The organism is Vibrio porteresiae DSM 19223 (genome assembly GCF_024347055.1).
Taxonomy (GTDB): domain Bacteria; phylum Pseudomonadota; class Gammaproteobacteria; order Enterobacterales; family Vibrionaceae; genus Vibrio; species Vibrio porteresiae.
On record NZ_AP024896.1, the window covers coordinates 583,020 to 607,158 of the forward strand.

Annotated in this window: 20 protein-coding genes; 17 read left to right on the plus strand and 3 right to left on the minus strand. The window is 45.7% G+C overall.

Features of this window, described 5'->3' with window-relative positions; genetic code table 11:
• Positions 1 to 23: 23 nt before the first annotated feature.
• Entirely contained in the window at positions 24 to 1,025 is a 1,002-nt protein-coding gene (locus OCV11_RS19230; RefSeq protein ID WP_261897630.1) for a LacI family DNA-binding transcriptional regulator, read from the plus strand.
• Between the two features lie 223 nt (positions 1,026 to 1,248).
• Positions 1,249 to 2,226, plus strand: coding sequence for a 2-hydroxyacid dehydrogenase (locus OCV11_RS19235; RefSeq protein WP_261897631.1), 978 nt, complete (start codon positions 1,249 to 1,251; stop codon positions 2,224 to 2,226).
• A gap of 104 nt (positions 2,227 to 2,330) precedes the next feature.
• Here OCV11_RS19235 and OCV11_RS19240 read toward each other — a convergent pair whose 3' ends face one another.
• Positions 2,331 to 4,247, minus strand: coding sequence for a sensor domain-containing diguanylate cyclase (locus tag OCV11_RS19240; protein WP_261897632.1), 1,917 nt, complete (start codon positions 4,245 to 4,247; stop codon positions 2,331 to 2,333).
• A 453-nt stretch (positions 4,248 to 4,700) separates the two neighbouring features.
• Between OCV11_RS19240 and OCV11_RS19245 the strand changes: the two genes are divergently transcribed.
• The 8 genes from OCV11_RS19245 to OCV11_RS19280 all read left to right on the plus strand — a co-directional run bounded on the left by OCV11_RS19245 (position 4,701) and on the right by OCV11_RS19280 (position 13,183).
• Positions 4,701 to 5,396 carry an SH3 domain-containing protein gene (locus OCV11_RS19245; RefSeq protein WP_261897633.1) on the plus strand — a complete coding sequence of 232 codons (696 nt, stop codon included), beginning with the start codon at positions 4,701 to 4,703 and terminating at the stop codon, positions 5,394 to 5,396.
• 69 nt (positions 5,397 to 5,465) lie between these two features.
• Positions 5,466 to 5,936 (plus strand): hypothetical protein, encoded by a 471-nt coding sequence (locus OCV11_RS19250; RefSeq protein ID WP_261897634.1) that lies wholly within the window; start codon positions 5,466 to 5,468, stop codon positions 5,934 to 5,936.
• A 96-nt stretch (positions 5,937 to 6,032) separates the two neighbouring features.
• Positions 6,033 to 7,859, plus strand: coding sequence for a protein translocase subunit SecD (secD, locus tag OCV11_RS19255; RefSeq protein WP_261897635.1), 1,827 nt, complete (start codon positions 6,033 to 6,035; stop codon positions 7,857 to 7,859).
• Positions 7,860 to 7,861: 2 nt separating this feature from the next.
• On the plus strand, positions 7,862 to 8,761 hold the full coding sequence (gene secF, locus OCV11_RS19260) for a protein translocase subunit SecF (RefSeq protein ID WP_261897636.1): 900 nt from the start codon (positions 7,862 to 7,864) through the stop codon (positions 8,759 to 8,761).
• Between the two features lie 340 nt (positions 8,762 to 9,101).
• A complete protein-coding gene (gene narQ, locus OCV11_RS19265; protein ID WP_261897637.1) occupies positions 9,102 to 10,832 on the plus strand; it encodes a nitrate/nitrite two-component system sensor histidine kinase NarQ in 1,731 nt (576 codons plus the stop codon).
• Positions 10,819 to 11,451, plus strand: a complete 633-nt coding sequence (locus tag OCV11_RS19270) for a response regulator (protein WP_261897638.1) — start codon at positions 10,819 to 10,821, stop codon at positions 11,449 to 11,451. The genes narQ and OCV11_RS19270 overlap by 14 nt, the downstream gene beginning before the upstream one ends.
• A 378-nt stretch (positions 11,452 to 11,829) precedes the next feature.
• Positions 11,830 to 12,360: a GNAT family N-acetyltransferase gene (locus OCV11_RS19275; protein WP_261897639.1), complete on the plus strand. Its 531-nt coding sequence runs from the start codon at positions 11,830 to 11,832 to the stop codon at positions 12,358 to 12,360.
• A 220-nt stretch (positions 12,361 to 12,580) separates the two neighbouring features.
• Positions 12,581 to 13,183 (plus strand): beta-phosphoglucomutase family hydrolase, encoded by a 603-nt coding sequence (locus tag OCV11_RS19280; RefSeq protein ID WP_261897640.1) that lies wholly within the window; start codon positions 12,581 to 12,583, stop codon positions 13,181 to 13,183.
• An 81-nt stretch (positions 13,184 to 13,264) separates the two neighbouring features.
• Here the strand turns inward: OCV11_RS19280 and OCV11_RS19285 are convergent, their stop codons facing one another.
• On the minus strand, positions 13,265 to 13,738 hold the full coding sequence (locus tag OCV11_RS19285; protein ID WP_261897641.1) for an FKBP-type peptidyl-prolyl cis-trans isomerase: 474 nt from the start codon (positions 13,736 to 13,738) through the stop codon (positions 13,265 to 13,267).
• 213 nt (positions 13,739 to 13,951) lie between these two features.
• Here OCV11_RS19285 and OCV11_RS19290 point away from each other — a divergent pair, with 213 nt between their 5' ends.
• From OCV11_RS19290 to OCV11_RS19305, 4 genes are all read left to right on the plus strand, one after another.
• Positions 13,952 to 14,560: an OmpA family protein gene (locus OCV11_RS19290; RefSeq protein ID WP_261897642.1), complete on the plus strand. Its 609-nt coding sequence runs from the start codon at positions 13,952 to 13,954 to the stop codon at positions 14,558 to 14,560.
• 223 nt (positions 14,561 to 14,783) lie between these two features.
• Entirely contained in the window at positions 14,784 to 16,349 is a 1,566-nt protein-coding gene (locus tag OCV11_RS19295) for a methyl-accepting chemotaxis protein (protein ID WP_261897643.1), read from the plus strand.
• Between the two features lie 625 nt (positions 16,350 to 16,974).
• A complete protein-coding gene (locus OCV11_RS19300) occupies positions 16,975 to 18,081 on the plus strand; it encodes an extracellular catalytic domain type 2 short-chain-length polyhydroxyalkanoate depolymerase (protein WP_261897644.1) in 1,107 nt (368 codons plus the stop codon).
• Between the two features lie 64 nt (positions 18,082 to 18,145).
• Positions 18,146 to 19,222 carry a hypothetical protein gene (locus tag OCV11_RS19305; protein WP_261897645.1) on the plus strand — a complete coding sequence of 359 codons (1,077 nt, stop codon included), beginning with the start codon at positions 18,146 to 18,148 and terminating at the stop codon, positions 19,220 to 19,222.
• 115 nt (positions 19,223 to 19,337) lie between these two features.
• On the opposite strand, the gene OCV11_RS19310 is transcribed toward OCV11_RS19305, so the two are convergent.
• Positions 19,338 to 20,753, minus strand: a complete 1,416-nt coding sequence (locus OCV11_RS19310; protein ID WP_261897646.1) for an alanine/glycine:cation symporter family protein — start codon at positions 20,751 to 20,753, stop codon at positions 19,338 to 19,340.
• A gap of 485 nt (positions 20,754 to 21,238) precedes the next feature.
• Here OCV11_RS19310 and hutX point away from each other — a divergent pair, with 485 nt between their 5' ends.
• The 3 genes from hutX (at position 21,239) to OCV11_RS19325 (ending at position 24,130) form a co-directional block, all read left to right on the plus strand.
• Positions 21,239 to 21,745, plus strand: coding sequence for a heme utilization cystosolic carrier protein HutX (hutX, locus tag OCV11_RS19315; protein ID WP_261897647.1), 507 nt, complete (start codon positions 21,239 to 21,241; stop codon positions 21,743 to 21,745).
• A gap of 10 nt (positions 21,746 to 21,755) precedes the next feature.
• A complete protein-coding gene (gene hutZ / locus OCV11_RS19320) occupies positions 21,756 to 22,313 on the plus strand; it encodes a heme utilization protein HutZ (protein ID WP_261897648.1) in 558 nt (185 codons plus the stop codon).
• Positions 22,314 to 22,540: 227 nt separating this feature from the next.
• On the plus strand, positions 22,541 to 24,130 hold the full coding sequence (locus OCV11_RS19325; protein ID WP_261897649.1) for a Tad domain-containing protein: 1,590 nt from the start codon (positions 22,541 to 22,543) through the stop codon (positions 24,128 to 24,130).
• The last annotated feature ends 9 nt before the right edge of the window (positions 24,131 to 24,139 follow it).

Here is a 24,139-nt window from a genome sequence, read left to right on the forward strand (position 1 = left end):
GATAACTAGGCTAGAGAATTATTATGGTTACTATGTTAGACGTTGCCAAAAAGGCGGGGGTTTCTAAATCTACCGTGTCGCGAATTCTAAGCGGCAATGCGGTGGTTAGTGAGCAAGCGAAACAGGCTGTGTATAAGGCGATTGAAGAGACAGGCTATCGCCCTAATTTGCTGGCGCGTCAATTAGCAACCAAAAAGACCAGTTACATTGGTTTCGTTATGACTAACGTTTTGTATAACGGACCTTATTTCTCTACTATCGTGTACAACGCCGCATCGTTCAGTGAACGAAATGGTTATCAACTGATTCTTGCTGATGGTAAGCACTCTGCACAAGAAGAGCGTGATGCGATCAATTTCCTGCTTGATATGAAGTGCGCTGGTATCGTGGTTTATCCATCCTTTCTTAACGAAGATGAGATGGCGGATATCATTGAATCCTCTGAAACACCGATCGTTGTTATTAACCGTCATCAAACCTCACATCCAGAATGCGCGTTTGTTACCGATCACTATCAATCGGCGGTGCAAATGATGGAATACATCATTAGCCAAGGCCATAAAGAGATCGGTTTTATCCAAGGTGTCGAAGGCTCGGCTTCTGGTGAGTGCCGTTTTGCTGCCTATCGCGATGTGTTAGCAAAACATCACATTGCCTACCGCGAAGATTGGGTTAGTGCCGGTCACTGGCTACCAGAGGGCGGTTATCAAGCCACCAAGCAACTCTTTGCTCAAGGTCAGCAAGTGAGCGCGATTTTGGCGGGCAACGATGAGATGGCGTTTGGCGCGATGAAAGCGCTTTACGAAATGGGCTATAAAATTCCTGAGGATGTCTCGATTGCCGGCTTCGATAATATTTCGATGAGTAACTACGTGACGCCGACCTTAACTACCGTGTCGATTCCATTTGATCGTATGCTGCAAAAAGGCATCCTCTATCTGATTGGCGAGCAACAGCAGTCGCAAGATTTGGATCTCAATTGCGAGCTGATCATTCGTAATTCGGTTGCCTCACGACATGCTTAACGACACATTAATCATGTAATCATGTAATCATGGTTCTCCTTTATGGACAAAGAGTGACCGCGTCGATATTTTATTCGTATAAGATCTTTTATTCTCTCCCAACGCCTGCTGAAATGGGATGCGGTTTATCGTACCGATTCCCATATTTTTCCCATCCGATTAAGCTGTGTGCTTGCGATGGGAAGCTCATCCTACGTTGAAACTCATCTCTCCAGGAGTTGGTATGAAAAAGAAGGTTATCCTATATCGCACATTGCCAGAGGCTGAACTCGCCCGTTTACGTGATGCATTTGATGTTATTGAATTTGCTGATTTAAAAAATGCTAATCAAGTGGATTTTCTCACTGAGCTATCCACCGCTGATGGTCTTATTGGTGCGGGATTACCGCTGGGGGCTCAGCAATTAGATAGCGCTACCCAGTTGAAAGCGATTTCGACCATTTCAGTCGGTACCGATGCCTTTGATCTCGATTATCTCAGTGCTCGTTCTATTCCTGTTATGCATACGCCTACGGTCTTAACCGAAACCACAGCAGATACCATCTTTACACTTATTTTATGTACGGCTCGCCGCGCCATTGAGCTTGACCGTTTTGTTCGTCAAGGCGAATGGACCAAGAGTGTCGGTGTTGAGCAGTTCGGATCGAATGTGCATGGTAAAACGCTGGGCATTTTAGGCATGGGAAGAATAGGCAGTGCAGTTGCTCGTCGCGGTCATCATGGTTTTGGTATGAATATCCAATACTATAACACCAGTGCAAAACCTCAGGCTGAACAAGAGTTTGGCGCGAAAAAAGTCTCTTTTGAGGAACTGATTGAAACCTCAGATTTTATCTGCTCAGTTCTCCCATATACTGAACAAACCGATAAGCTTTTCAATAAAGAAGCGTTTGCCAAAATGAAATCGAGCGCCTTTTTTATTAACGGTGGTCGTGGTAAAACCGTGGATGAAGCGGCTCTTATTGAAGCGTTAAAGCATAATGTCATCAAAGGGGCAGGTCTGGATGTGTATGAGAAAGAACCTCTGCCAAGTTCCAGCGAACTGATTGGCCTTGATAACGTCGTGCTGTTTCCTCACATTGGCTCTGCGACACATGAAACTCGCTATGCGATGGCTCAATGTGCCGTTGATAATTTGATTAACGCGCTAAACGGTGATTTGAGCCAAAACTGCGCCAATCTTCGTCAATTAAACCAATAGAACTGAATATCTGACATATGATAAAAGCCTTGCACTGCAAGGCTTTTTTACTGGGCACTTTTCCCTGGATACGTTTTTACTGGAATAGCTCAAATCGAACCTTGCTAGACCAAATCAACGTGTTCTTGGCTTGTCAGGAAATTCACTTTATTGCGTCCACATGCTTTCGCCTCATAGAGCGCCATATCAGCACGTTGATAAACATCTTCGGCAATCGCCGAGACATTAGTAAAGCCAATACTGATTGTCACTTGCTTATGGTGTTTGTCGTATATCGCTAGTCGTAAACGTTCCAGAACTGTCTGAGCTTCCCCCATAGAAGTGTGCGGCAAAATAACCGCAAACTCTTCACCGCCGATACGGGCAAGAAAATCAGACTCGCGTAACCCTTCTTTTAGCGTTTGGGCGACCGAGCGAATAACGTGGTCACCGTAGGCGTGACCTTTAGTATCATTAATCGCTTTGAAATGGTCGATATCACAAATAGCAAAACAGGAGTGTTTTTGTTTTGGATAGCGTTGAATTTCATAACACTCCCCGCGGAAAATTCGGTCGAATTTGCGGCGGTTTGGTATGTCGGTGAGGGCGTCTTTTTCACTCTGTTCACGGAGGCGATTTTCCAAAATTTTCCGTTCAGTGATATCCACAAAAGAGGCCACATAAAACTGAATAACATGGTTATCATCAGTAATGGCTTGAATACGCAAAATCTCGGTTAGTAAGCGGCCATCCTTGCGGCGGTTAACAATCTCACCTTCCCAGACCCCAACGGTTTGCAAGTCTTGCCACATTTTCTGATAAAACTCTGCATTGTGTTTACCCGAAGCAAACAGAGACGGGGTCTGCCCACGCACTTCATCTAATTGGTAACCACTTAAACGAGAAAATTGCGAGTTAACTTTGATGATCTTATTGTTTTTGTCAGTGATGATGATCGCCGACATTCCTTCCATGGCGGCAAGAGCCAGCTTACTCTCGAGGGTATTTTTGACGTGCTTACGGTTCCAATTGAGAAATACGATCGAGAGCAGAGCCAGAATGGAGAGAATCGCTGCCAATTGAAAAGTGAGGGTAGAGTAACGGTTACGCTCCGCCTGGGCAATATCGCCATTTCCTATAGTATCAATTAGATAGATATCATTTAGCGCGCCATCCACCATATGCAGTGGCACTTTGACAAAACTTATCCAGCCTGAGGTGGATTTAAAGGCACCGGAGCCCATCGATTGGATTTCCTGCCAAATCGCCGGTTGCAATTTAGCAAAACTATCGGCTGGTTGTTTGGCACCTTCAGACTCTAATCGCCCTGCGTGGGTGGAACTAATTAGATAATTTCCCTTTGAATCAACGAGCTCAGGTTTGTTGACTGGGTTGGCATTGATGACTTTGTCATAGATATAATCGATATTCATATCCGCGATAAAATAGGCACGTCGTTGGCCATTGACTACTAGCGGCGTTACAAAGCGTACAGGGCTGGTTGACGAGAGGGTTGCGTTGTCCTCTTTGCCATCAACGATAAAGATACTCATGCTGTCATCTTGCGTGAGTTTTGCCCGGTCAAATAGTGCGGAATTAGCGATGTTGGGTAGGCGGTTAAGCGGTGTGCTGGACACATTACTATTATTGTTGAACACATCGACCAACTCTTGGCCTTGTAGATTTACTAAACGCAGCCTTGATAGTAATCCTTGTGCATATAAAACGGAACGCCAAAAATCTTGCAACACGGCTGAATTGAGCTCATTCGGGGCGATAACCGCGTTTTGTAGGACAATGCTGCTTGAGAGAACATGGAAGCTTTTGAGCATATCTCGGCTAGTGGAGATGATTTCCTGTTTACCAAACTCCAAGTTAATCCCACGTTCCTGTTGTACCAAACTGTAGATTTTATTATTGACGTCGCGATATTGAAGATAGAAATAGAGCACAGGCACTAGGCTCAACACTCCCCAGATGAAAAAAAACTGGGCGACGTTTTTTACTCTATCAGATGATATTTGTAATTTATCAGAAGACACTATGACCTACTTTTTTGTCAGGTGAATCATAAACCGAAAGATTCATAAGCCGTTTATACGCGCTTTAACGTGTTTGACCTCAAAGAAATGAATACGCTAAGCCGCTTCTGACAAAAAATTAACATAATAGCAGGGTGGCTATCGTTTTTACGGCTAAGTAGCTGATCTTTGTGCCCACTCTAGGGAGTATGAATCCAAGTTTCAATCGGGAAATCCTGTTGTTACCAAAGAGAAAAAGCGATTATTTACAATGTAAACTTAAGCCGAATAACCCTACTTCTTCTGGCACAAATAATAGTCTATAAGGTGCATATTAGCCAGTGATATAACCGAGACACTTCACAAAAAAGCGTTAATTTGCTTAGGGTTATGATGCATTTTTAGACAGTTACGCAACTCTGACCAATACTTATAGTTAGTTTTTCCTCAGAACAGCGTAAGGAGCTCGTGGGGATGAAAAAGTTAATCATGCCAGTGTTATTACTTTTGGGCATAGTAGGTGCTGGTGCTGGCTACTATATGTTCTATTACGCGCCGATGCATGGTTCGATTTTTGACATGTATGTGACCTTTGGTCCCAAACCTGCGGAAGAGAAAAATGTCGACCCACAAGTTAATCAAGCGCAAATGGATATTCAAAACCCCGATATCATGGATTACTACGTGGACGAGGCTACTTTGCCGGTTCGCAGTAAACCTGACGTCAATGCGTTTATTGAAGGCTCAATGTATCGTGGCGACCAGGTTCACCTTTTAGAGAAAAAGCATGGCTGGGGAAGAATCACCGAGTATTTTGTTTACCAAGAGAATCAGCCAGCCACAGCCCAATGGATTCCTCTTGACGGCTTAGTGACCAAAAAGCCTGAAATCAGTGCCGATGAGCGCCGGAAAACCCTGTTAGGCTACATAGATAAATCCGATGATATTGGCAAATACCAAGAGACATTCATTAAAACCACGGATCAACTGCTGCAGCAGCAACGTTGTAAGCCGGATGATTTTATGGAAACTGGTGGTTGGGTTCGCTCAGTGAATTTCAGCAAAGAAGATGTCTACTTTGTGTATTGTGGCGGGATGAAGCGAATCAATAAGATTTATCTCAATGCGCAAAACGCTACTGTATTCGGCCCTGATGACGCCAAACCTTAACAGAAGTTTTGCTTGTGGAGTGGGGCATTGGTCATTACACTGATGCCTCTTCTTGTTCCATAGGTGTCTATGTTGTCGCGTTGGTATTCTCTCTTATTGCTCTCCTTGCTAGCACTGCTTTTGCCAGTGCAGAAGTGGACTGCTGTCGAGTTAAATACGGCTTACACCTATGTTCCAGCACTTGCTGTTTCTCATGACGCAGTTGCTCATGACATTCATGGCAAAGTTCTCAACCGCTCTCATTCTGTCCCTCATTCGACTCAAAATGCTGGCCCCTCATCTGAGGCAGTTATTCATCAAGGACGTTGGACATTGGGCTTGCGCTCTGCAACCAATGACAATACCGATGATAACAATGAGCCACTTGGTTTTAGTGAGTTAGATTCACTGGTTTGGTTGATTGCTGAGACGCCAAGCAGCTCGTTTGTTGCCATACGATTGCCACAAACTCCCTATCAACATGGCTTTTCTGACCATCGCTTATCGGGATGGAAAGAGAGTAATGCCCTCTACGTCGCACTTAATGCGCAGTTCTCTTAATTGTCAGTAACCCCATTTTATTACTGGTTTAAGTGACATTGTCACTTTGAGTTATTACTGACTCGGCGCATCGTTGATGACGCTGAGGAGAACAATATGAAAAAAGCATCTTCAGGCACCAAACGTGTCTTAAACCACTATTCCGCATGGAAATATCTGGTGTTGATCGTAACAGTTGTGGTGTTAGCGTTAAGTGCTATTCCAACTTGGTACGGTGAGCAGCCTTCAATCCAAATTGAATATGCGCAAAAAAGTGCTCGTCTCAATGACGTAGTAGCGATGAAAAACTTCCTCGCTTCACAGGGTATTCCGGCAGAGCAAATTTCTTCGCAAGGCAGTAAGCAGTCGATCTTGTTTACCGACGAAACCCAACAAACCCTAGCAAGAAAAGCATTGGATCAAGTGCTGGATAAAAACGATAACATCACCTTTTCTTACTTATCGGTTGCACCTGCATGGTTTGCCAAGCTAGGTTTTGAGCCGATCAAGCTGGGACTTGATCTGCGTGGTGGGGTTCAGTTCCTACTTAATGTCGATGTAAACAAAGCCTTTGACGAACAACGTGATGCGCTAGCCGACGATATTCGTGCCACCTTACGTCAGCAGCACCTGCGCCAAGTGCGCGTTTCATCTCAGCCTAATCAAGGACTTGAGGTCATCAGTCATACCGATAAGGCACTCGATGCGGTTAACCAATTCGTTTCCCAAAACTATTCAGGTTGGAATGTGGTGCGAAGCTCCGATACCTTGACTATTACGCCAACCGAGCAGAATAAACAGACTTTCCAACAAAGTACGTTAAAACAAAACCTTAAGATCATGCGTGATCGTATTGCCGAGCTTGGGATCACTGAAGCTCTTGTACAGCGTCAAGGTGAACACAGCATTCGTATCGAATTGCCAGGTGTGCAAGATCCAGCACAAGCGAAGAAAGTGATTGGTGCCACGGCGAGTTTGGCATTTTATGAAGTCGTCAGCGATGGTTCTAGCTACGATACGTTCACGCTTGCTGATAAGCAGGGACGTTCAGTGCCGCTGGCTCGCCAACCGGTTCTGACGGGTGATCACATCATCAATGCTCAAGCTGGGCTAGATAACATGGGCATGTCAGAGGTGAACATTTCTCTGGATCACTCCGGTGGTGAAGCGATGAGTCGTTTCTCTTCTTCCCACATCGGCAAGCCGATGGCGACTGTCTACCGTGAATATAAGACCAACTCACGTGGCGAGACGGTGCGCAGCGAACGTGTGATTAGCGTTGCCACCATTCAATCTCAGCTTGGCAGTCAGTTCCGTATTACTGGCGCAGGTTCTAGTGATGAAGCACAGCAACTGGCACTGCTACTGCGTGCCGGTTCACTGACGGCTCCTGTCACCATCATTGAAGAGCGCACCATTGGGGCTTCGCTTGGTGCAGAAAACATCAGTAATGGCTTTGCTGCACTGGCCTTGGGAATGGGCTTAACTTTAACCTTCATGGCGCTCTGGTATCGACGTTTAGGTTGGGTAGCGAATATTGCCCTCATTGCCAATATGCTCTGTTTGCTTGGCTTGATTGCTCTGTTGCCAGGGGCAGTATTGACCCTACCCGGGATTGCGGGGTTGGTTCTGACTGTCGGGATGGCTGTGGATACCAACGTGCTGATTTTTGAACGTATTCGCGACAAGTTGCGTGAAGGCCGTTCGTTTGCTCAAGCCATAGATCAAGGTTTTAGCAGTGCATTTGCGACCATTTGGGACGCTAACTTTACCACCATGATCACTGCCGTGGTGCTGTACTCCATCGGTAATGGGCCAATTCAAGGGTTTGCTTTAACTCTTGGTTTGGGTCTGATGACCAGTATGTTTACTGGGGTATTTGCTTCAAGAGCACTCGTTAACCTCATTTGGGGTCGAGATACACGTCGTGATGTGAGGGTTTAATCATGAAAGCATTTTTTACAACACATATCCGTCGCATTCGTTACATTACCTCGTATGTTTCGATCGCGTTAATCGTCTTGTCCTTGGGGGTTTTTGCCGTCAAAGGGCTCAATCTTGGTTTGGATTTTACCGGCGGTATGGTGACGGAAGTGACCGTCGATTCCTCGGTTGATAGTCACCAGTTACTCAATGTATTAACGCCGGTGTTAGGTGAAGGAACGTCGGTGACGCCATCAGGCGGTGAAGGGCGTTGGTTGATTCGTTATGCCGCTGGTGACAAGCAACAGACTCCCGATATGGCGAGTTTGCTAAGCCCTGTTGCGAAAAACGTACAGGTGATCAGCAATAGCATGGTGGGCTCACAAGTGGGTGACGATATGGTCAACCAAGGGGGCTTAGCGCTGCTGATTTCAACCTTGTGTATTTTAGGCTATCTCTGTTTTCGCTTCGAATGGCGCCTAGCCAGTGGCGCAATCTTAGCCTTGTTCCACGATGTGGTATTGGTGCTCGGTTTCTTTGCTGCCACTCAAATGGAGTTTAACCTCACCACATTGGCTGCCGTGCTAGCGATTTTGGGTTATTCCCTAAACGACTCCATCATCATCGCTGACCGTATTCGTGAACTGCTTTTGGCGAAACGTAATACTCCGACGCCGGAAATCAACGATCAGGCCGTGATGGCGACCTTCTCTCGAACTATGGTGACATCGGGCACTACCTTGATCACTATCGCGGCATTATGGCTAATGGGCGGCGCTTCATTAGAAGGCTTCGCCACCGCGATGTTTATCGGTGTTATTTCGGGTACTTGGTCCTCTATTTCAATTGGTACTGTGCTGCCCGAAAAATGCCATTTAACCGCGCAACACTACTTGCCCACCGAAGTGGATATGGCACCTTAGTCTGGTGGTCAATAATAGGTAATTTAATACACGATGAGTCAGCAATGCTGGCTCATTTTTTTTGTTTTTACACTCCATTTTTCAAATATCACGAGGTGGTTTGTGAGATCTAAAAGGTGATGTATTACCGATATTTGCGCGAGATTCACACTTTTTAATCAGAAAACAGCGGCTTGTTATACACAAAAACCGTTTTATAGCCTATTTCTTTATATAACCCCTTAGGATTAACGCTAAGTAATTAACGTTAGGATTGGTCGGGAACTTGGCTTATCGCAGGTCGACTGGTTAATGAGATGAAACAGCAACGAAAGGGATAGAATTTCAAGGAGAGTTGAAGTTGTCGAGTGCGCTCAATAAGCCAAAGCCAGTGACTAACTTTGTTGCTAAGGCGATGTCGTGGGTGATCGGTTTCGGACTTTTGATCATCTTATTTGCAGTGATCACCCTATCCTCATCTTTGACGGATGCTGAGTCTATCAATGTGGCAGGGTCGATGCGTATGCAAGCGTATCGACTGGTTGTCGATTTAAAAGACAACAACGGCATGACATTGCAGCACATCCGTGAATTTGAGCGCTCTTTATATGGACCTGCGCTACGGTCAGTGGATACGTGGAATTCACCGCCTGAACTGCGCGATGAATACCATCAACTGATCATGGTTTGGAAAAGTGTCAAAGGCCTAGTGATCAGTAAAGAAAGCGATGAGGCGCAGCGATTGTTGGAACCCTATGCAGGACAAATAGACAGCTTTGTTCTGCATTTACAGCAGTTTAATGAGAAGAAACTGCGCACCTTGGCAGCGGTTGGTGGGTTTTGCTTAGGTGGTATTTTGCTCAGCTCATTGATAGTCGTACGTTACATGCGCAAATACGTTGTTCATCCGCTGCGTTTGTTGATGAAAGCCAGTGAAGAGGTAAAGTTCGGCTCTTTCGATATCAAAATCGAATCTAATTTCCCCAACGAGTTGGGGATATTAGCGGAAACCTTTAACAGCATGGCGAGCGAGCTAGGTAAGTTATATCGCGGGTTGGAATTGGCAGTGGATGAAAAAACGCGACGTCTGAGGCAGGCCAATCAGTCGTTGCAAATCCTTTACCAATCGTCGCAAGAGCTCTCTAGCTCACGAATTAAATTGGAAAACTTTCAAGCGATTGTCCATCACTTCTCTACCATTGAAGGCATTGTGTCAGTGGAAATGGAGATTGCCGATGCCGGGGTTGATGGAATAAAGCTGCATGATGGTAAGGAGTGCGATAGCTATCCTAATGAAGCGGATCTAACCGTTGATGGTGAAGTGCTTGGCAAATTGCGTTGGAAAGAGGGGTTACCCTGTCCTGATCGCTCATTGATTAACAGTTTCTGCCGAGTATTGTCGCGCGGTATTTACTATAACCGCTATCAAAAGCAGCAAGAGCAACTGTTATTGCTCGAAGAGCGCGCCACGATAGCGCGCGAATTGCATGACTCATTAGCTCAGTCGTTATCGTATTTGAAGATTCAGATTACTTTGCTTAAACGTGTGATGGCCAGTATCGATGATCCGAGTGTGCAAGATAAAACAGGGGTGGTGATTGCCGATATTGATACGGGATTATCTAACGCTTACAAACAGTTAAGGGAGCTGCTAACCACTTTCCGTTTAACGTTGAAAGAGACCAATTTTGGTCAAGCGTTAAAGGAGATGACCGAGCAGCTTGATTCACAAACCAGTGCGGAAATTGTCTTGGTCAATCAGCTTTCCTCTCTGGACATCGATGCTCATCAACAAGTGCATCTACTACAGTTAATTAGGGAAGCGACCATTAATGCCATTAAACACGCTCGCGCAGACCGCATTGTGATTTATTGCGCAGAGAAAGAGGGGCAGGTGGTCGCTTACGTGAAAGACGATGGGATCGGTTTTGCAGAAGCAGTGTCACAGAAAAATCACTACGGCATGAACATCATGCACGAGCGAGCACAGCGTTTAGGCGGGAATTTGCTCATTGAGTCCAAACCGAATGAAGGTTGTAAAGTGACGATAACGTACCAATTAGAAAAGGAGAATACCCTTGACCAAATGTAGAGTAATGCTGGTAGATGATCATCCGTTAATGCGCCGAGGCATTCAACAGCTACTCAGCATTGAACCCGAGTTTGATGTTATCGCAGAAGCCAGCAGTGGTGACGAAGCCATTGAAATGGTGGAGAAAGACGAGCCTGATATGATTCTGCTAGACCTCAATATGAAAGGCAAATCAGGGCTGGATACTCTCAAGGTATTGCGAGCGAATGGATGTACTTCGACGATCGTTATTCTGACGGTGTCAGATAACGCCGCTGACATTGAAGCCTTGGTCAAAGTCGGTGCGGATGGCTATTTGTTGAAAGATACTGAACCAGAACAATTGGTTGAGTTACTTAAAGATGCGGCGACGGGGACAAAAGCGTACAGCGACACCGTGCTTAATTATTTGAGTAAGCGTCGTGATCGCCGTGATGTTTTTGACCTACTGACTGACCGCGAAACACAGATTCTCAGTGAAGTCGCCAAAGGGTTTCGTAATAAGCAAATTGCCGACCGCCTGTTTATTTCTGAATCGACGGTCAAAGTGCATATGAAGAGCCTGCTGAAAAAGCTGCAAGTGCCATCGCGCACGGCAGCAACGGTTCTCTATCTAGAGCGGTTTGGCGATCTTAAATAGCCTAATCAAAGTAGGTTAGACGCGAACGGTTTCGCTGAAAATGGAACAATAAAAAGTAGAACGTTCAGTGGCAGCTGAGGTTCTACTTTTTTATTGGTGGCGATGGCTGCCCGCGTCCCGCTCCGCTTTTTTGCATATAACGGGGGATCAATTCTGGCAAATCAACAGCTTATTCTTCGTGCTACGCTATCAAACTAGGTGCAGGAAATGGGCGTGAAATATTAGGATAATCTTTCGTAAATATTTACTGTGATAGTGAATCTCACTTTTTATCAACTTTGATCTAAGTTTATTTGACGGTTAGTTTTGCATTTTGCGATTTATTGAATAGTATGGAGTCTGGTTTTAATCCTTACAGGACGTTTTAAGGAACATTAAATGGATATTAGAGCAGCTGAATACCGAGATTATGAACGGATTGCTGAGCTTCATGCATTAAGCTGGCAGACCCATTATCAAGGCATACTCGGACAAGAGTACCTTGAACACGAAGTGCTAGAAGACCGTTTGTTAATCTGGCAAACCCGCTTAACCAATCCCCCTTTTAACCAACACATAGTGCTCGCAGAAGAGCACGGCGTATTGCTTGGTTTTATCTGTGTGTTTGGTAATCACGATTTTGAAAAAGGCACGATTATCGAATCGCTGCACGTTGCACCTGAGCATCGTGGACGTGGTATTGGTAAACAGCTCATTCAAGAAGCGCTGAAATGGGTGGATCACTACTTCCCTGATTCCGGTGTGTACATTGAAGTGATGGAAAAGAACTACCAAGCAGTGGATTTTTATGATCACATTGGTGGTATTCATCAGTTAGAGCGTCAATGGCATTCACCTTGCGGTGGCACTATCCCCGAGTTTATTTATACCTGGGAAACACCAAAGGCGCTGGCACAAGCCGTACATTAATACCCCTTTTAACCGCACCGATTTCGTAAGCAGTCATACGCACCACACTAGGCAAATGGATCGCCGGTGTGATTGTGATGGCTGCTTTTGTTTTGTTCGTCCCCGTTTTCTTTTCAAACCTTATTAGGGCTGTAGGGGTAGGGCAGTCGGGATTGTTGAATCCCCGTTTTGTTCGTGTAATGATGAAGCCCTCGTCAGCTGTTATAAGGTAATTGTGTTAATGAGTATTGATTTTGAACGTTATCAAGGACTGATCTTTGATATGGATGGAACCTTGATTGACACCATGCCAGCCCATGTTGCGACTTGGAAAATCACTGCAGAGCAGTTCAATTTCCCTTTTGATGGTGCGTGGCTGCATAGCATGGGGGGAATGCCCAGCTTCAAAATCGTCCATGAGATTAACCAACGTTACGGCTTGAGTCTGGATGCCAAAACGGTGTCAGAAAACAAGATGCGTATCTTCACCGAATTAAGCGACCAAGGCGATTTGATTCCCGTCACTAATGAAGTGCTTAACCGCTTTCTTGGCAAAAAGAAAATCGCGGTAGGAACGGGCAGTCAACGTGGTATGGCGACCCAATTGCTGACTCGCACGGGGCTATTACCGAAATTGGATGCGTTAGTGACCGCAACCGATGTGGTTAATCATAAGCCAAATCCAGATACCTTTTTGCAAGCTTGCCAAGAGCTTAAGCTAACTCCAGCACAATGTGTGGTATTTGAAGATACCTTATTGGGTATGCAAGCCGCTCATGCTGGCGGGATGGATTGTGTCATGGTGACGGATAAGGGGTTAGAATTTCACCCATTTCCAGCCTAGTGATGCGAGAAGAACACCAATAGCAAGGGGCACTGATTAGTGCCCCTTTTCATAGGTTATCTGATTGAGAGTTACGTGAGCTTATTGAATATCGAGTAACTCAACATCAAAAATCAGGGTTGCGGCTGGTGGAATCGGACCACTGCCTGTTTTGCCGTACGCCAAGTTACTTGGAATATAAAAACGTGTTTTTTCACCCACGACCATCAACTGCACGCCTTCAGTCCAGCCTTTAATCACTTGGTTTAGGCCAAACACAATCGGTTCATTACGTTTGTAAGAGCTGTCAAAGACAGTGCCGTCGAGCAGTTTTCCTTCGTAGTGTACTTTCACCTTGCTTGTGGCTTTAGGATGTTCAGTGCCAGTGCCCGGTTGCAGCACTTCGTATTGCAAACCACTTGCGGTCGTGACTATCCCTTCTTTCTTGGCATTTTCTGCTAAGAATGCCTGACCCTTGGCAAAGTTCTCTTCAGCAAGTTTATGGTTATTCCACGTGCGATAAATGAAAAACGCCGCCAACACAAGAATGATAAGCGGGAGCAAGATTTTAGACATAAGGTAATCACTCATTCAAAAAGGGGTATAAGATTCGCCAGTTTGCATAAAATTGGCTAAATTTGAGTAGCAGTGTAATGATTGCCAACTCAGTGTAAAGGGAATAAATGTGTCAAATTCCACAGTACTGATTGATAATTCGATCATTTTTCATAAAGTTTTTTAAGTTTCGCCGATATAAACAATGTTATCCATCAATGAGCGATGAGTTCGATGAAGTATGTATCCCTTTTCCTCACTCTGTTTTTAAGTGCGTGTAGCAGTAGCGGAACGTTTGATAAACTCTTGGGGGGAAACAATAAGCTTGATGTAGCGCCCAAAGACGACGTTTTGGTGCGTAATCCCGATTGGGGTGTGGTGAAATCCGATTCGCCAGCAAACAGCACGCCTGTTATTCGCAGCAACTACGCACAGTTGGTACAGTTTCTTTCTAATCAAGGCATTGATTATCAGGTCATTCCAGGCAAATCGATGATGGTGTATGTGGAAGATACCATTCGCTTTCACACCAACTCAGATAAAGTGGCTCCGGCCTCATATCCATGGATGACCAATTTAAGCTATTTCCTAGCTCACCATCCGGCCATCACTATTGTGGTCAATGGTCACACGGATACCACGGGCACTTATCGCTTAAACGACAGCTTATCTGAGCGCCGTGCTAAATCTATTGAACGTATGCTAAGGCAAATGCAGGTGCCAAAGGACTCAATTTATACTCGAGGCTATGGCGAATACCTTCCTGAGTGCACCAATAAGACCTCTACTGGTCGAGCATGTAATCGCCGTGTTGAATTACTGTTTATTGTTGATGAAGGGTAAGTTAGTATTTGTGTCCTTTATTCGCAGTGCCCTTTATTTGCCGTGTTCATAAGCCAGTTATAAATCACTCACTAATTGAATTGCGAAGAAGTCCCGAATTGTTCGGGATTTTTTGTTTTAGTTCGCACTTCATTGGATTAAGCACGCTCACGCTTATCCGTTAGTAGCAAATTGAACTATGGTTATTAGCAATAAGGGCGGAATCAACACAACTGGATAAGTAATGTCGGCCAATAATAACACCTATATTGATCAAGAAGTTCCGGTAGCCGAAGGCGAACAATTGGTGTCAACCACCGATCTACGTGGTGTGATCACCTATTGCAACGACACGTTCTGCCGGATTGCAGGTTTTTTCCCAGAAGAGCTGCTCGGCCACAATCACAATATTGTGCGCCATAAAGACATGCCTAAAGCGGCGTTTGCCGACATGTGGGAGCATCTTAAAAAAGGCCATCCGTGGCGTGGTATTGTGAAGAATCGCACCAAAAGCGGTGGGTATTACTGGGTCGATGCCTACGTCACGCCGATTTATGAAAACGGCAAAATGTCCGGGTATCAATCGGTACGCGTTAAGGCGCAGCGCAGCTGGGTTAATACTGCGGCCAAGGCGTATCGCGATTTGTGCGCGATTGAGCAGGGCAAACGTCATCCGTCGTTGCGTATCAATGCGACGTTGCGTTATGTGCTGCTATTAATCGCGCTATTGGTGCCGCTCTCAGTCCACATTTGGTTGGAAAGTGATTTGCTCCATTGGGCTTTAAGCTTACTGCCACTGGCCTCAATCGTACTGTTCTTTCGTCAAGAGTTGGTAGATACGCCCAAACAACTGTTGCGTCTGCGTAGCCAATACGACAGTTTAAGTCGGCTGATCTACTCAGGAGACGATCCATTCTCTTACGCTGACTATCACCTTAAGATGGCTTCGGCCAAGATTCGGACGGTGCTCGGACGTTTTGTCGATTCCGCTAAGCCCCTGTATAAATTGTCTGCAGAACTGAATGAAACGGCGACCCAAGTGCACGATGCAGTGAGTCAGCAAACTCGTGATATTAAGCGTGTGATGACCGCTACCAATGAGGTGGAGCAGGCAGCACAGAGCGTCTCTCAAGGGGCGGATGAGGCTTACCACTTGATTGATGATGTTAATCGTGAGTGCCAAAACACCAAAGAGAGCATTGATAAAACCCATCGCAATCTGGAACATCTGACCGATCAAGCGCAGCGTGCGACGCAGACCACCATTAAGTTGAATGATCAGGCGCAGCAAGTCAGTACGCTGATGAATGAAATCGGTGGTATCGCTGAGCAAACCAACTTATTGGCTCTTAATGCGGCTATTGAGGCGGCGCGAGCAGGAGAGCAAGGTCGCGGTTTTGCCGTTGTTGCTGATGAAGTTCGCGCACTCTCTTCGCGCACCCAAAAGGCGACTCAGCAAATTGAATCCAGCATTACCACTATGCTCCATACCATAGAGAATTGGCGCGGTGAGATAGAAAGTAGCCAACAGCAGACCGCTGCATGCAGCGCGGATGCCCTTGAAAGCGAACAACGTCTGCAACAAGTGACGGTGTTATTAGAGCAGTTGCATCATAACATCTCCTCTATGGCGAATTCGGCGCAAAATCAGCGTCACTTAACCGGTGAGCTGCATACCCATATCCATTCGATTGCCTCTGCGGCAGAGCAAAACCTCGTGGCGACCGAATCCGTGCATCAATTTAGTCAAGTGATGAATAAAAAAGTGGATGAGTTTCGCCAGTTAGCTGAGCGTTTTGAAGAACATTAAAACGCGTCAGTCATCGGTTACTTTGCCTGAAAAACGAGCGCCGCACTGGCGCTCGTTTTTTCCTATTTTTGTCCTTAGCTCTCAGATCTTCCGCTCAGTTGAAGGCAAGCTGTTATAACGAGTGAAGAGGTTTGGTGGTGAAAACGGAAATTTTTTCAAAAAATAAATTAATTTAACATTATGAAAATGAACGTTTTTATCTATTTTAAAATGCAATCTCAATACGCAATTTAGTGCACTGAGATTGATTTATTATAAATTCACCTATACTCATTAAGGGTAAGGCCTTATCGATCTTTCTCCCTAAAGTTTGATAATTGAAACACACCTAGCATAGGTTATAACTTGTGCGGGTGACGCTTTGGCAGTTTGTTGGTATTTTGTTTTCGGGTCACAGAGCTAACCGTGGGCAAAGTATTTGTAAAGCAACACCCATAGCGTATGAGACAAAAGCCAGAGAAAAAGCAGAGATAGAGATATAGAGCGGTAACAGTAGAGGCTATTGTCGTCTCTCATTTTAAAATCTCGTCTTTTTAGCCGACTCACGTCTAAAACGAAAGGAAGACCGTAGCCTTGTTTTCATCTCGTGCCCTGTGGATCAGGGTTTGGTGAGTGAGAAAAGGAAATGAAGAAAAACCGTCGCTTTTGGAAGTGTCGTTTAGGTTCTGCAGTAACGACAGTATTGCTGTTTATGGGCGCTTCTTGGGCTCAAACGAGTAGTGCTCAATCGCAAAGTTTGCCTGCGTTAGGCGCAAACATTGATAACACTTCGGTCTCTGGACTTTCGTCTGGAGCCTTTATGACCAGCCAATTCTTTATGGCTCACTCTGCCAATATGGTGGGGGCTGGAATTGTGGCCGGTGGTCCTTATTTATGTGCTCAATCCTATCCCGGCCCACGACTGACCAATGCAATGACCGCTTGCATGAATCCATTAACTGCCGATGTTGGTCCTAACACCCCACTACTGATTAAAAAAACCAATCAGCTCGCTTCAGCTCATCAAATTGACCCGGTGAGCGATGTGACAAAAGCACGTTTGTATCTGTTTAGTGGCACCGAAGATCATACAGTTAGCACGATCGTGATGGACCAAACCTACGCCTTTTTCAAGAAATTGGGTGTGCCTGACGATCAGATAAACTACGTCAAAAAGGTCGCTGCCGGTCATGCGTTTATCACTGAAAATAACCAAGACAATGCGTGTGGGGTGACAAAGCCTCCTTACATCAACGACTGCGATATTCCTCAAGCCGAGGATATATTGGCGCAAATCTACCCATCTTTTAAGGCTGCCCCTGTTAATGAACAGGCTAAGGCAATGCCCTTTAATCAAAAAGAATTCATAAAAGATCAACCATTTACCAGCATGGATGACACTGGATATGTCTACATACCTGCTCAATGTCAAAAAGGTACGGCATGTTCAGTTCACGTGGTGTTTCATGGCTGTGAACAGGGAGCCACTGTTAAAGGCGTTGGCGACCAATATTATGATGGTACTGGTTATAACGCTTTTGCCGATGCAAATAACCTGATTATGCTCTATCCACAGGTGCATCCATCAGAAAAATTGACCAGTACAGAGCCCTACAATCCGAAAGGATGTTGGGATTTTTGGGGATATTCAATACCTTCTAATCCAACTAGCGGTGACTACTTCAGTGCCAATGCACCACAAATTAAAGCAGTTTATAGCATGGTACAGAGGTTAGCAGAGAACCGTGAGTGAGATGACTATTCGGGCTAGGGGAATGCGCTCCTAACCCAAATAAAATCGACAATGGAGATTAAATATGGCGTCTAGTACAAGTGAATGGATGAACGTGACTCAAGCCGTGGAACAATGGACTGAGTTTCAAGAATCCTATGTCAAACAGATCAGCAATTTCTTTTCAGCCAATCCAGTAGGGGCCTCTGCCAACCAGTCATGGAGTGATTGGCTTACTTCTGGAATGCTGGATTCTATTCCTAATTACACTATGTTGCTGTTTACTCAGCCAGACAAATGGGGAGCCACCGAATCAAGCCTAGCAGCTTTGATGAAGGCGACTTATGAACGACTAGCCAGCAGTCAAAGCGGTGCTTTTGATGCGATTGTGGCAGGAACAGGTAAAGCGTTGGAAATTGCTCAAACCAGTCAATCATCACCAGATATGATTGCTAAGTTGATTGATAACCAACTGAATTTAATGGAATCATTAAAGACACAACAGGAAAACTGGTTTGGTGCTTTTACCGACCTTCAAGCTGGACTCAATGCTTGGAGCTATAAACAGCTAAGCAGTGTGACTGAGGATTCAACATCTGTTGCTCCTAAAGCTGCGCCTAAAACCGTAGCGAAGAAAGAGGAGGCAAAACCAACAACAGCGGTAAAGCCTAAAGCAGAAGCCACTGCGGTAAAGTCAGTAGCGACAGCTGAGTTGGCTCCAGCTGCCAAAAAGGAAGTTCAGCCACAAGCTAAAGTGGCTAAGCCTGCTGCGCCAAAAGCGAAAGCAAAAGCCACTAAGAAAGCGACTCCAGCAAAAGCGGTAGAAGCAAAAGCTGCAGAAGTGAAAAACCCAGAGGTAACACCGGCTGTGCAAGCCAAAGCACCAGAAGTGAAACCCGCCGCCGCTCAACCAGCGACAGCCAAAGCTGCTGATGTTAAACCTGCTGCAACGCCAGCCTCCGCTGCTCCAGCAGCGGCCACAACAGTGAAACCTGTTGTGAGCGAACCCGCGAAAACGGCTACACCAAAAGTCGATGCAGCCGCTGCGCCTAAAGCAGAGCCTGTCGCAAAAGTTGACACTGCGCCTAAAGCCAGTGCCGCTCCAGCAGAAAAAAGCCCAGCGCCAACCGCGGCTCCGAGCGATACCTCAGCGCAACACTGAGTTTTTCTGTCGTAAAAATAAAGCCAGTCACTTGACTGGCTTTATTGTCTTTATCACTTTTGCCAATTCCCTCATGGGGCAGTGAATTGGCAAGCAACCTAAGTTAACGAGCGGCTTAGCTCTTCCACGCTGTGTGGTCGATGTCTAAGTCAGCAAACTCTTCTGGGTTAAATACCGGCTCTTCAACACCTTCTTTTAGCTGTTTGCGGTAGTCTTGCAATAGACGCATCGCTGTTGGGAACAGCATGATCAAAGCAAGCAAGTTAATCACCGCCAGAACACCCATTAGTGGGTCAGAGAAGAAGAATACCGCTGTCGCGCCCGGTGCAATCGCACCTAGGAATACGATAGCAACTACGGCTAAGCGTAACGCATGAACCGGCCAGCTTTTTTGCGTCATGAAGGTCAGCGCGTTTTCACCCAAGTAGTAGTTGTAAACCACAGAACTGAATGAGAACAACAAAATGGCGGCTGTTAGGTAATATTGTGCCCAACTGCCTAGGTGACCTACCATGGATTGCTGAGTCAGAACAACACCATCAATCCCTTCTGCACCTGGTACATAGACGTTACCAAGTAGGATGATGAATGCGGTACATGAACACACCACCATAGTATCGATAAACACTGAAAGTGACTGTGCGATACCTTGGCTTACTGGGTGTGGTACGTCAGCAGTAGCAGCAACGTTTGGTGCTGAACCTAGACCGGCTTCGTTAGAGAACAAGCCGCGACGTAAACCTTGTGCAATCGCTGCGCCCATACCACCACTTACCGCTGTTTTGAAACCAAACGCGTTGGCAAAAATATCAGCAAGTACATGAGGGATATGAGTAATGTTCATCACAATAATCACAAGCGCGATCGCAACATAACCCACCGCCATAATAGGAACAACGATATCAGCAGATTTAGCGATACGTTTGATGCCGCCGTAGATAATGAAGCAGACAATCACAGCTAGGAAAATCGCAGTATAAATACGATCAATGCCTAAACTGTCTTGCGCTGCGCCTGCCACTGTGTTGCCTTGGAAAGCGTTAAAGCCAAGAGCAAAAGAGGCAATCAAGCACACGGAATAAACAGTGGCTAGCCAGCGGTAGTTTTCACCAAGACCATGGATGATCGAACGGGCAGCACCGCCACGAAACTCGTGACCGTCTCTACGTTTGTAAAGTTGCGCCAAAGTACATTCCACAAGGCTGGTTGCCATACCGACAAGGGCAATTGCCCACATCCAGAATACAGCGCCAGGACCACCTAACGTAATCGCGACTGCTACACCAGCGATGTTACCGCCGCCAACGCGACCACCGATAGAAAGGAGCAGTGCCTCACGGCCTGAAATGGCTTTATGATTGTCTGTCTGATTGGTTTTCTTCAACACACGGAACATGCGTTTAAAGTAACGGAACTGAACGAAGCCCGTAACGATGGTGAAGAAACACCCAAATATTACTAGAAACGGGATTAGAGACGCGCCCCATGTCAAGTCTCCAACTAACCCAAAGAAGGATTCTAAAAATTCCATTTGTTCTCCTTGAAATGTTCAATAGCCTGCTTGCGAAAAGTCATGCTCATAATTGTTGTGAACGTCATGACTTCTTTGGCATCTCCTTTTCCTACTGCATTACTGAGATAGAATAGGGATAAACCTACATCCTCATGCAAACAGGCAGCGAATCATACTCAAGATTGCGCTTATTTTAAACGTTTATTTTCAAAATGTGTCTGCATAAATAGTTACTATGGGTGGGGTTTTTAAGCAAATGTTTGCGTAGATTTGCTGGGAGAATAGCCATATTTCAGGAGTGAAACTTCAAATCTGAACAAATATCCATCCCTTTATGTCACCAACTGTGACACGTCGATTCCCATACATTAACGAATATTAATGGTCCTCTCTGGGCGTTTTATTGAGAACGCTTCTCGTATTCATTATGCTCCCATCATCCACTGCAATGGCATCATGTGCCGTTTACGCAGGCCGTTTTTACAGCCCTTTAAGGTACTTTTATGGACGATTTGGCCGTTCAAGTTAACGCCATACTTGAGCAACAACCGCATCAATTACCCCACGAGATTGCCCAGTCACTCAATACCAATGAACTGGCAATTCTTCGCTGTTATTTACCCGAACAGGTGACGGTATTACCTGGCACTTTGGCTCAGTCATTGCTGGAAACCATCGCCGATTGGCACACAACCGTCACCGTTATCGTGCACTCCGGTGGTTCCATTTTTGAGATTAAAGCGCCATTGCCTGCGGGCAAAAATGCGCGGGGCTATTTCAATTTGCTTGGTGAGCCAGGCCAGCTACATGGTCATCTCAAGTTGGATCTTATCGACAATATCGCTTTGGTCAGCAAGCCGTTTATGGGCAGAGAAAGTCACTACTTTGGCTTTTTTAATCAGGCGGGGGAGTGCGTATTTAAAGTGTATTTGGGGCGTGACGAGCAGGGCAAACTGCTGCCAGAGCAGGTCAGTGCCTTTGTTGCATTAAAAAATGATTTGAATAATTAAGGACACATTTATGGATACCAATGAAAAACAGCAGCGTCTACAAACTCGCTTAGAACCGGAGATCGTGGAATTTCGTCAACAATGCCGCACATTACAGCTGGCGACGGTTGATGAAAGTGGTGAACCGACCGTGAGTTATGCTCCGTTTGTTTTCAACGAGCAGGGCTACTTTGTGCTGATTTCAGAAATCGCCCAACATGCGCGTAACCTGAAACAAAATCCCAAATTGTCGATGATGATGATTGAAGACGAGAGTCACTCTAAGCAGCTTTATGCGCGTAAACGCCTCACTTTTGCTGCCCATGCTAACCAAGTTGAACGTGACACACCGCTGTGGCAACGTGTCTTGACTCAACTTGATGCTCGTTTTGGCGACATCATCGGTAAAGTGAGCCAGATGAAAGACTTTAAACTGTATCAATTCACGACCGAACATGGTTTGTATGTCAAAGGTTTTGGTCAAGCGTATCAAGTCTCTAACGCGGATCTTGTCGATGTGGTGCATCTTGATGAAGGCCACCAACCTATGACCTCTATCCCTGAATTCGACGCGTTACAAAACGCCTAACGGATATGCTTAGTGGCAATGTCACGCGACTTAACATATTGCCAGCATAAAAGTGAAACCGTACATAAAAGGGAACCAGGTTCCCTTTTTCTCGTTATGCCTAAATCCTTCGATAAGCCAATGCGTTAAAACAATTATTAACGAATATTAATGATTGTAGACTACGCTTTTTGTTGAGAATGCTTATCATCTTCATCAATTATTCACCATAAAAGTGTGCTGCATTGATGTCTATTGCTTCGTTTGTGCGCGAGCGTATGAAAGGCCGAGTGACGGTCAACCAACTTCAAATTAAGTTAGCTGAGTTTACCCAGTGCGAGTCTGGCTCTGCGATGCCATTTCCTGTTTTGGTATTTATTGGCGCGTTGCTGGCAAGTGTCTATAGCTTTGATACATCACGGATGATCGACAGTGCTTCACAGCTCAAGCGTGCCACCGATGCCGCTGCGATGGCAGTGGGTTATACCGAATTGGCGAGCAGCAATACGGGCAAAAATAGCGACCTGACCACACTGGCAAGAAACTACATCGGGCAAAACTTGGGTTTGGATTCTGGTCTTGCTGAGCAAGTCGATCTAAGTACCGTGCGAGTGCAGAAAGGCGAAACCAGTGATGGGGCAGTCACTTACAAAGTGAGTGTCACTACCTCATTTGAAGCCCCAGAGCTTGGCACTAAAGTCGAGGACAAAACCATCTTCTCTACGGTAGAAGTGATGTCTCGCCCGACCGAAGTGGCGATGATGTTACCCAACACAATTACAGAAACTGGCTCAGACATAGCGGCTCTAAAGCGAATCGGCAAACAATTTGCCAAAGATTTTATCAATACCAGCAACGATCAAAACCTTGACGATGTTAAACGCTGGATGTCACTAATACCGTATAGTCAATCAGTCAATGTTTATGATGCTGCTGATTCTGGTCGTTTGACTCGCTGGGCCGCTCCAGGAGCGCTTAACCCTAGTGAACTGCGCAGTCTGTTTCGTACAGGGAAAGTCAATAGTCTGGCAGATGAGCGTTTTCCTGATAGGGCTGCTAACTTACTGTGTCTTTATCGAGGTTTAGGACGCGGAGAAAACTTCTTTTGGGATCAACCCCCATCAGGACAGTTTAACGTCTACTACCGTCACGATTTGCCAGAAAATGGTAGTCCAGGTGCGCCGCCTATTTCTTGGCAGGGACCCAACCCTGATTTCCCTGATACTCTTGCCATTGATACACGTTGGATTGTAGCTGATAGGGGGTGCCCAAATGCCCCATTATTGCCACTGACTAACGAAACTGAAAAGGTTGACGAACGCCTCGATCAGATGTCTACGCGTTTTAACGTGAACTATACCATCGCACTCAGTTGGGCTGCTGCAACGTTATCACCGCAAATGCGTGGTAGTAATGGTTGGGGCGATAACGAATTGCCGTTGGACTTTGGTTCAGATAACTCCAATTACAAAGCCATCATCATGTTAGCGAATACCACTGGAGATTGGTTTGATACGGACAGTTATAACTATTATCCCAATCGACCAGATTCAACCAGCGGTGTTGAACAGCGTTTCGTTGATCTTTGCCGCAGTATTCGATCCAAAAACATACACGTTTATTTTATAGGGGTTCGCCCTGGTGATCCGACGGAGTTTGGTCGGGTGCTGTTTGACAAGGTAGCAGGTCCAGGAATGCTTATTTGCACTGAAGGAGCGGGCAATATGTATTTTGCCAATGCGACCAACTTTGCCGAAGGCGAGTCACAGATTAAAAGCGCGTTAGAAGATATCGCCAAAGACATTCGCCGTAATTACTACGTTCGCCTGATTAACTGATTTTTATTA

What these genes read in the sequence shown, in the direction of transcription:
- OCV11_RS19290 (WP_261897642.1), top strand. Translation starts at nt 13,952, where the DNA reads ATGAAGTATGTATCCCTTTTCCTCACTCTGTTTTTAAGTGCGTGTAGC.
- secF (WP_261897636.1), top strand. Translation starts at nt 7,862, where the DNA reads ATGAAAGCATTTTTTACAACACATATCCGTCGCATTCGTTACATTACC.
- OCV11_RS19245 (WP_261897633.1), top strand. Translation starts at nt 4,701, where the DNA reads ATGAAAAAGTTAATCATGCCAGTGTTATTACTTTTGGGCATAGTAGGT.
- hutX (WP_261897647.1), top strand. Translation starts at nt 21,239, where the DNA reads ATGGACGATTTGGCCGTTCAAGTTAACGCCATACTTGAGCAACAACCG.
- OCV11_RS19280 (WP_261897640.1), top strand. Translation starts at nt 12,581, where the DNA reads ATGAGTATTGATTTTGAACGTTATCAAGGACTGATCTTTGATATGGAT.
- OCV11_RS19300 (WP_261897644.1), top strand. Translation starts at nt 16,975, where the DNA reads ATGAAGAAAAACCGTCGCTTTTGGAAGTGTCGTTTAGGTTCTGCAGTA.
- OCV11_RS19230 (WP_261897630.1), top strand. Translation starts at nt 24, where the DNA reads ATGGTTACTATGTTAGACGTTGCCAAAAAGGCGGGGGTTTCTAAATCT.
- OCV11_RS19235 (WP_261897631.1), top strand. Translation starts at nt 1,249, where the DNA reads ATGAAAAAGAAGGTTATCCTATATCGCACATTGCCAGAGGCTGAACTC.
- OCV11_RS19275 (WP_261897639.1), top strand. Translation starts at nt 11,830, where the DNA reads ATGGATATTAGAGCAGCTGAATACCGAGATTATGAACGGATTGCTGAG.
- hutZ (WP_261897648.1), top strand. Translation starts at nt 21,756, where the DNA reads ATGGATACCAATGAAAAACAGCAGCGTCTACAAACTCGCTTAGAACCG.
- secD (WP_261897635.1), top strand. Translation starts at nt 6,033, where the DNA reads ATGAAAAAAGCATCTTCAGGCACCAAACGTGTCTTAAACCACTATTCC.
- OCV11_RS19285 (WP_261897641.1), bottom strand. Translation starts at nt 13,738, where the DNA reads ATGTCTAAAATCTTGCTCCCGCTTATCATTCTTGTGTTGGCGGCGTTT.
- OCV11_RS19305 (WP_261897645.1), top strand. Translation starts at nt 18,146, where the DNA reads ATGGCGTCTAGTACAAGTGAATGGATGAACGTGACTCAAGCCGTGGAA.
- OCV11_RS19310 (WP_261897646.1), bottom strand. Translation starts at nt 20,753, where the DNA reads ATGGAATTTTTAGAATCCTTCTTTGGGTTAGTTGGAGACTTGACATGG.
- OCV11_RS19250 (WP_261897634.1), top strand. Translation starts at nt 5,466, where the DNA reads ATGTTGTCGCGTTGGTATTCTCTCTTATTGCTCTCCTTGCTAGCACTG.
- OCV11_RS19295 (WP_261897643.1), top strand. Translation starts at nt 14,784, where the DNA reads ATGTCGGCCAATAATAACACCTATATTGATCAAGAAGTTCCGGTAGCC.
- OCV11_RS19325 (WP_261897649.1), top strand. Translation starts at nt 22,541, where the DNA reads ATGTCTATTGCTTCGTTTGTGCGCGAGCGTATGAAAGGCCGAGTGACG.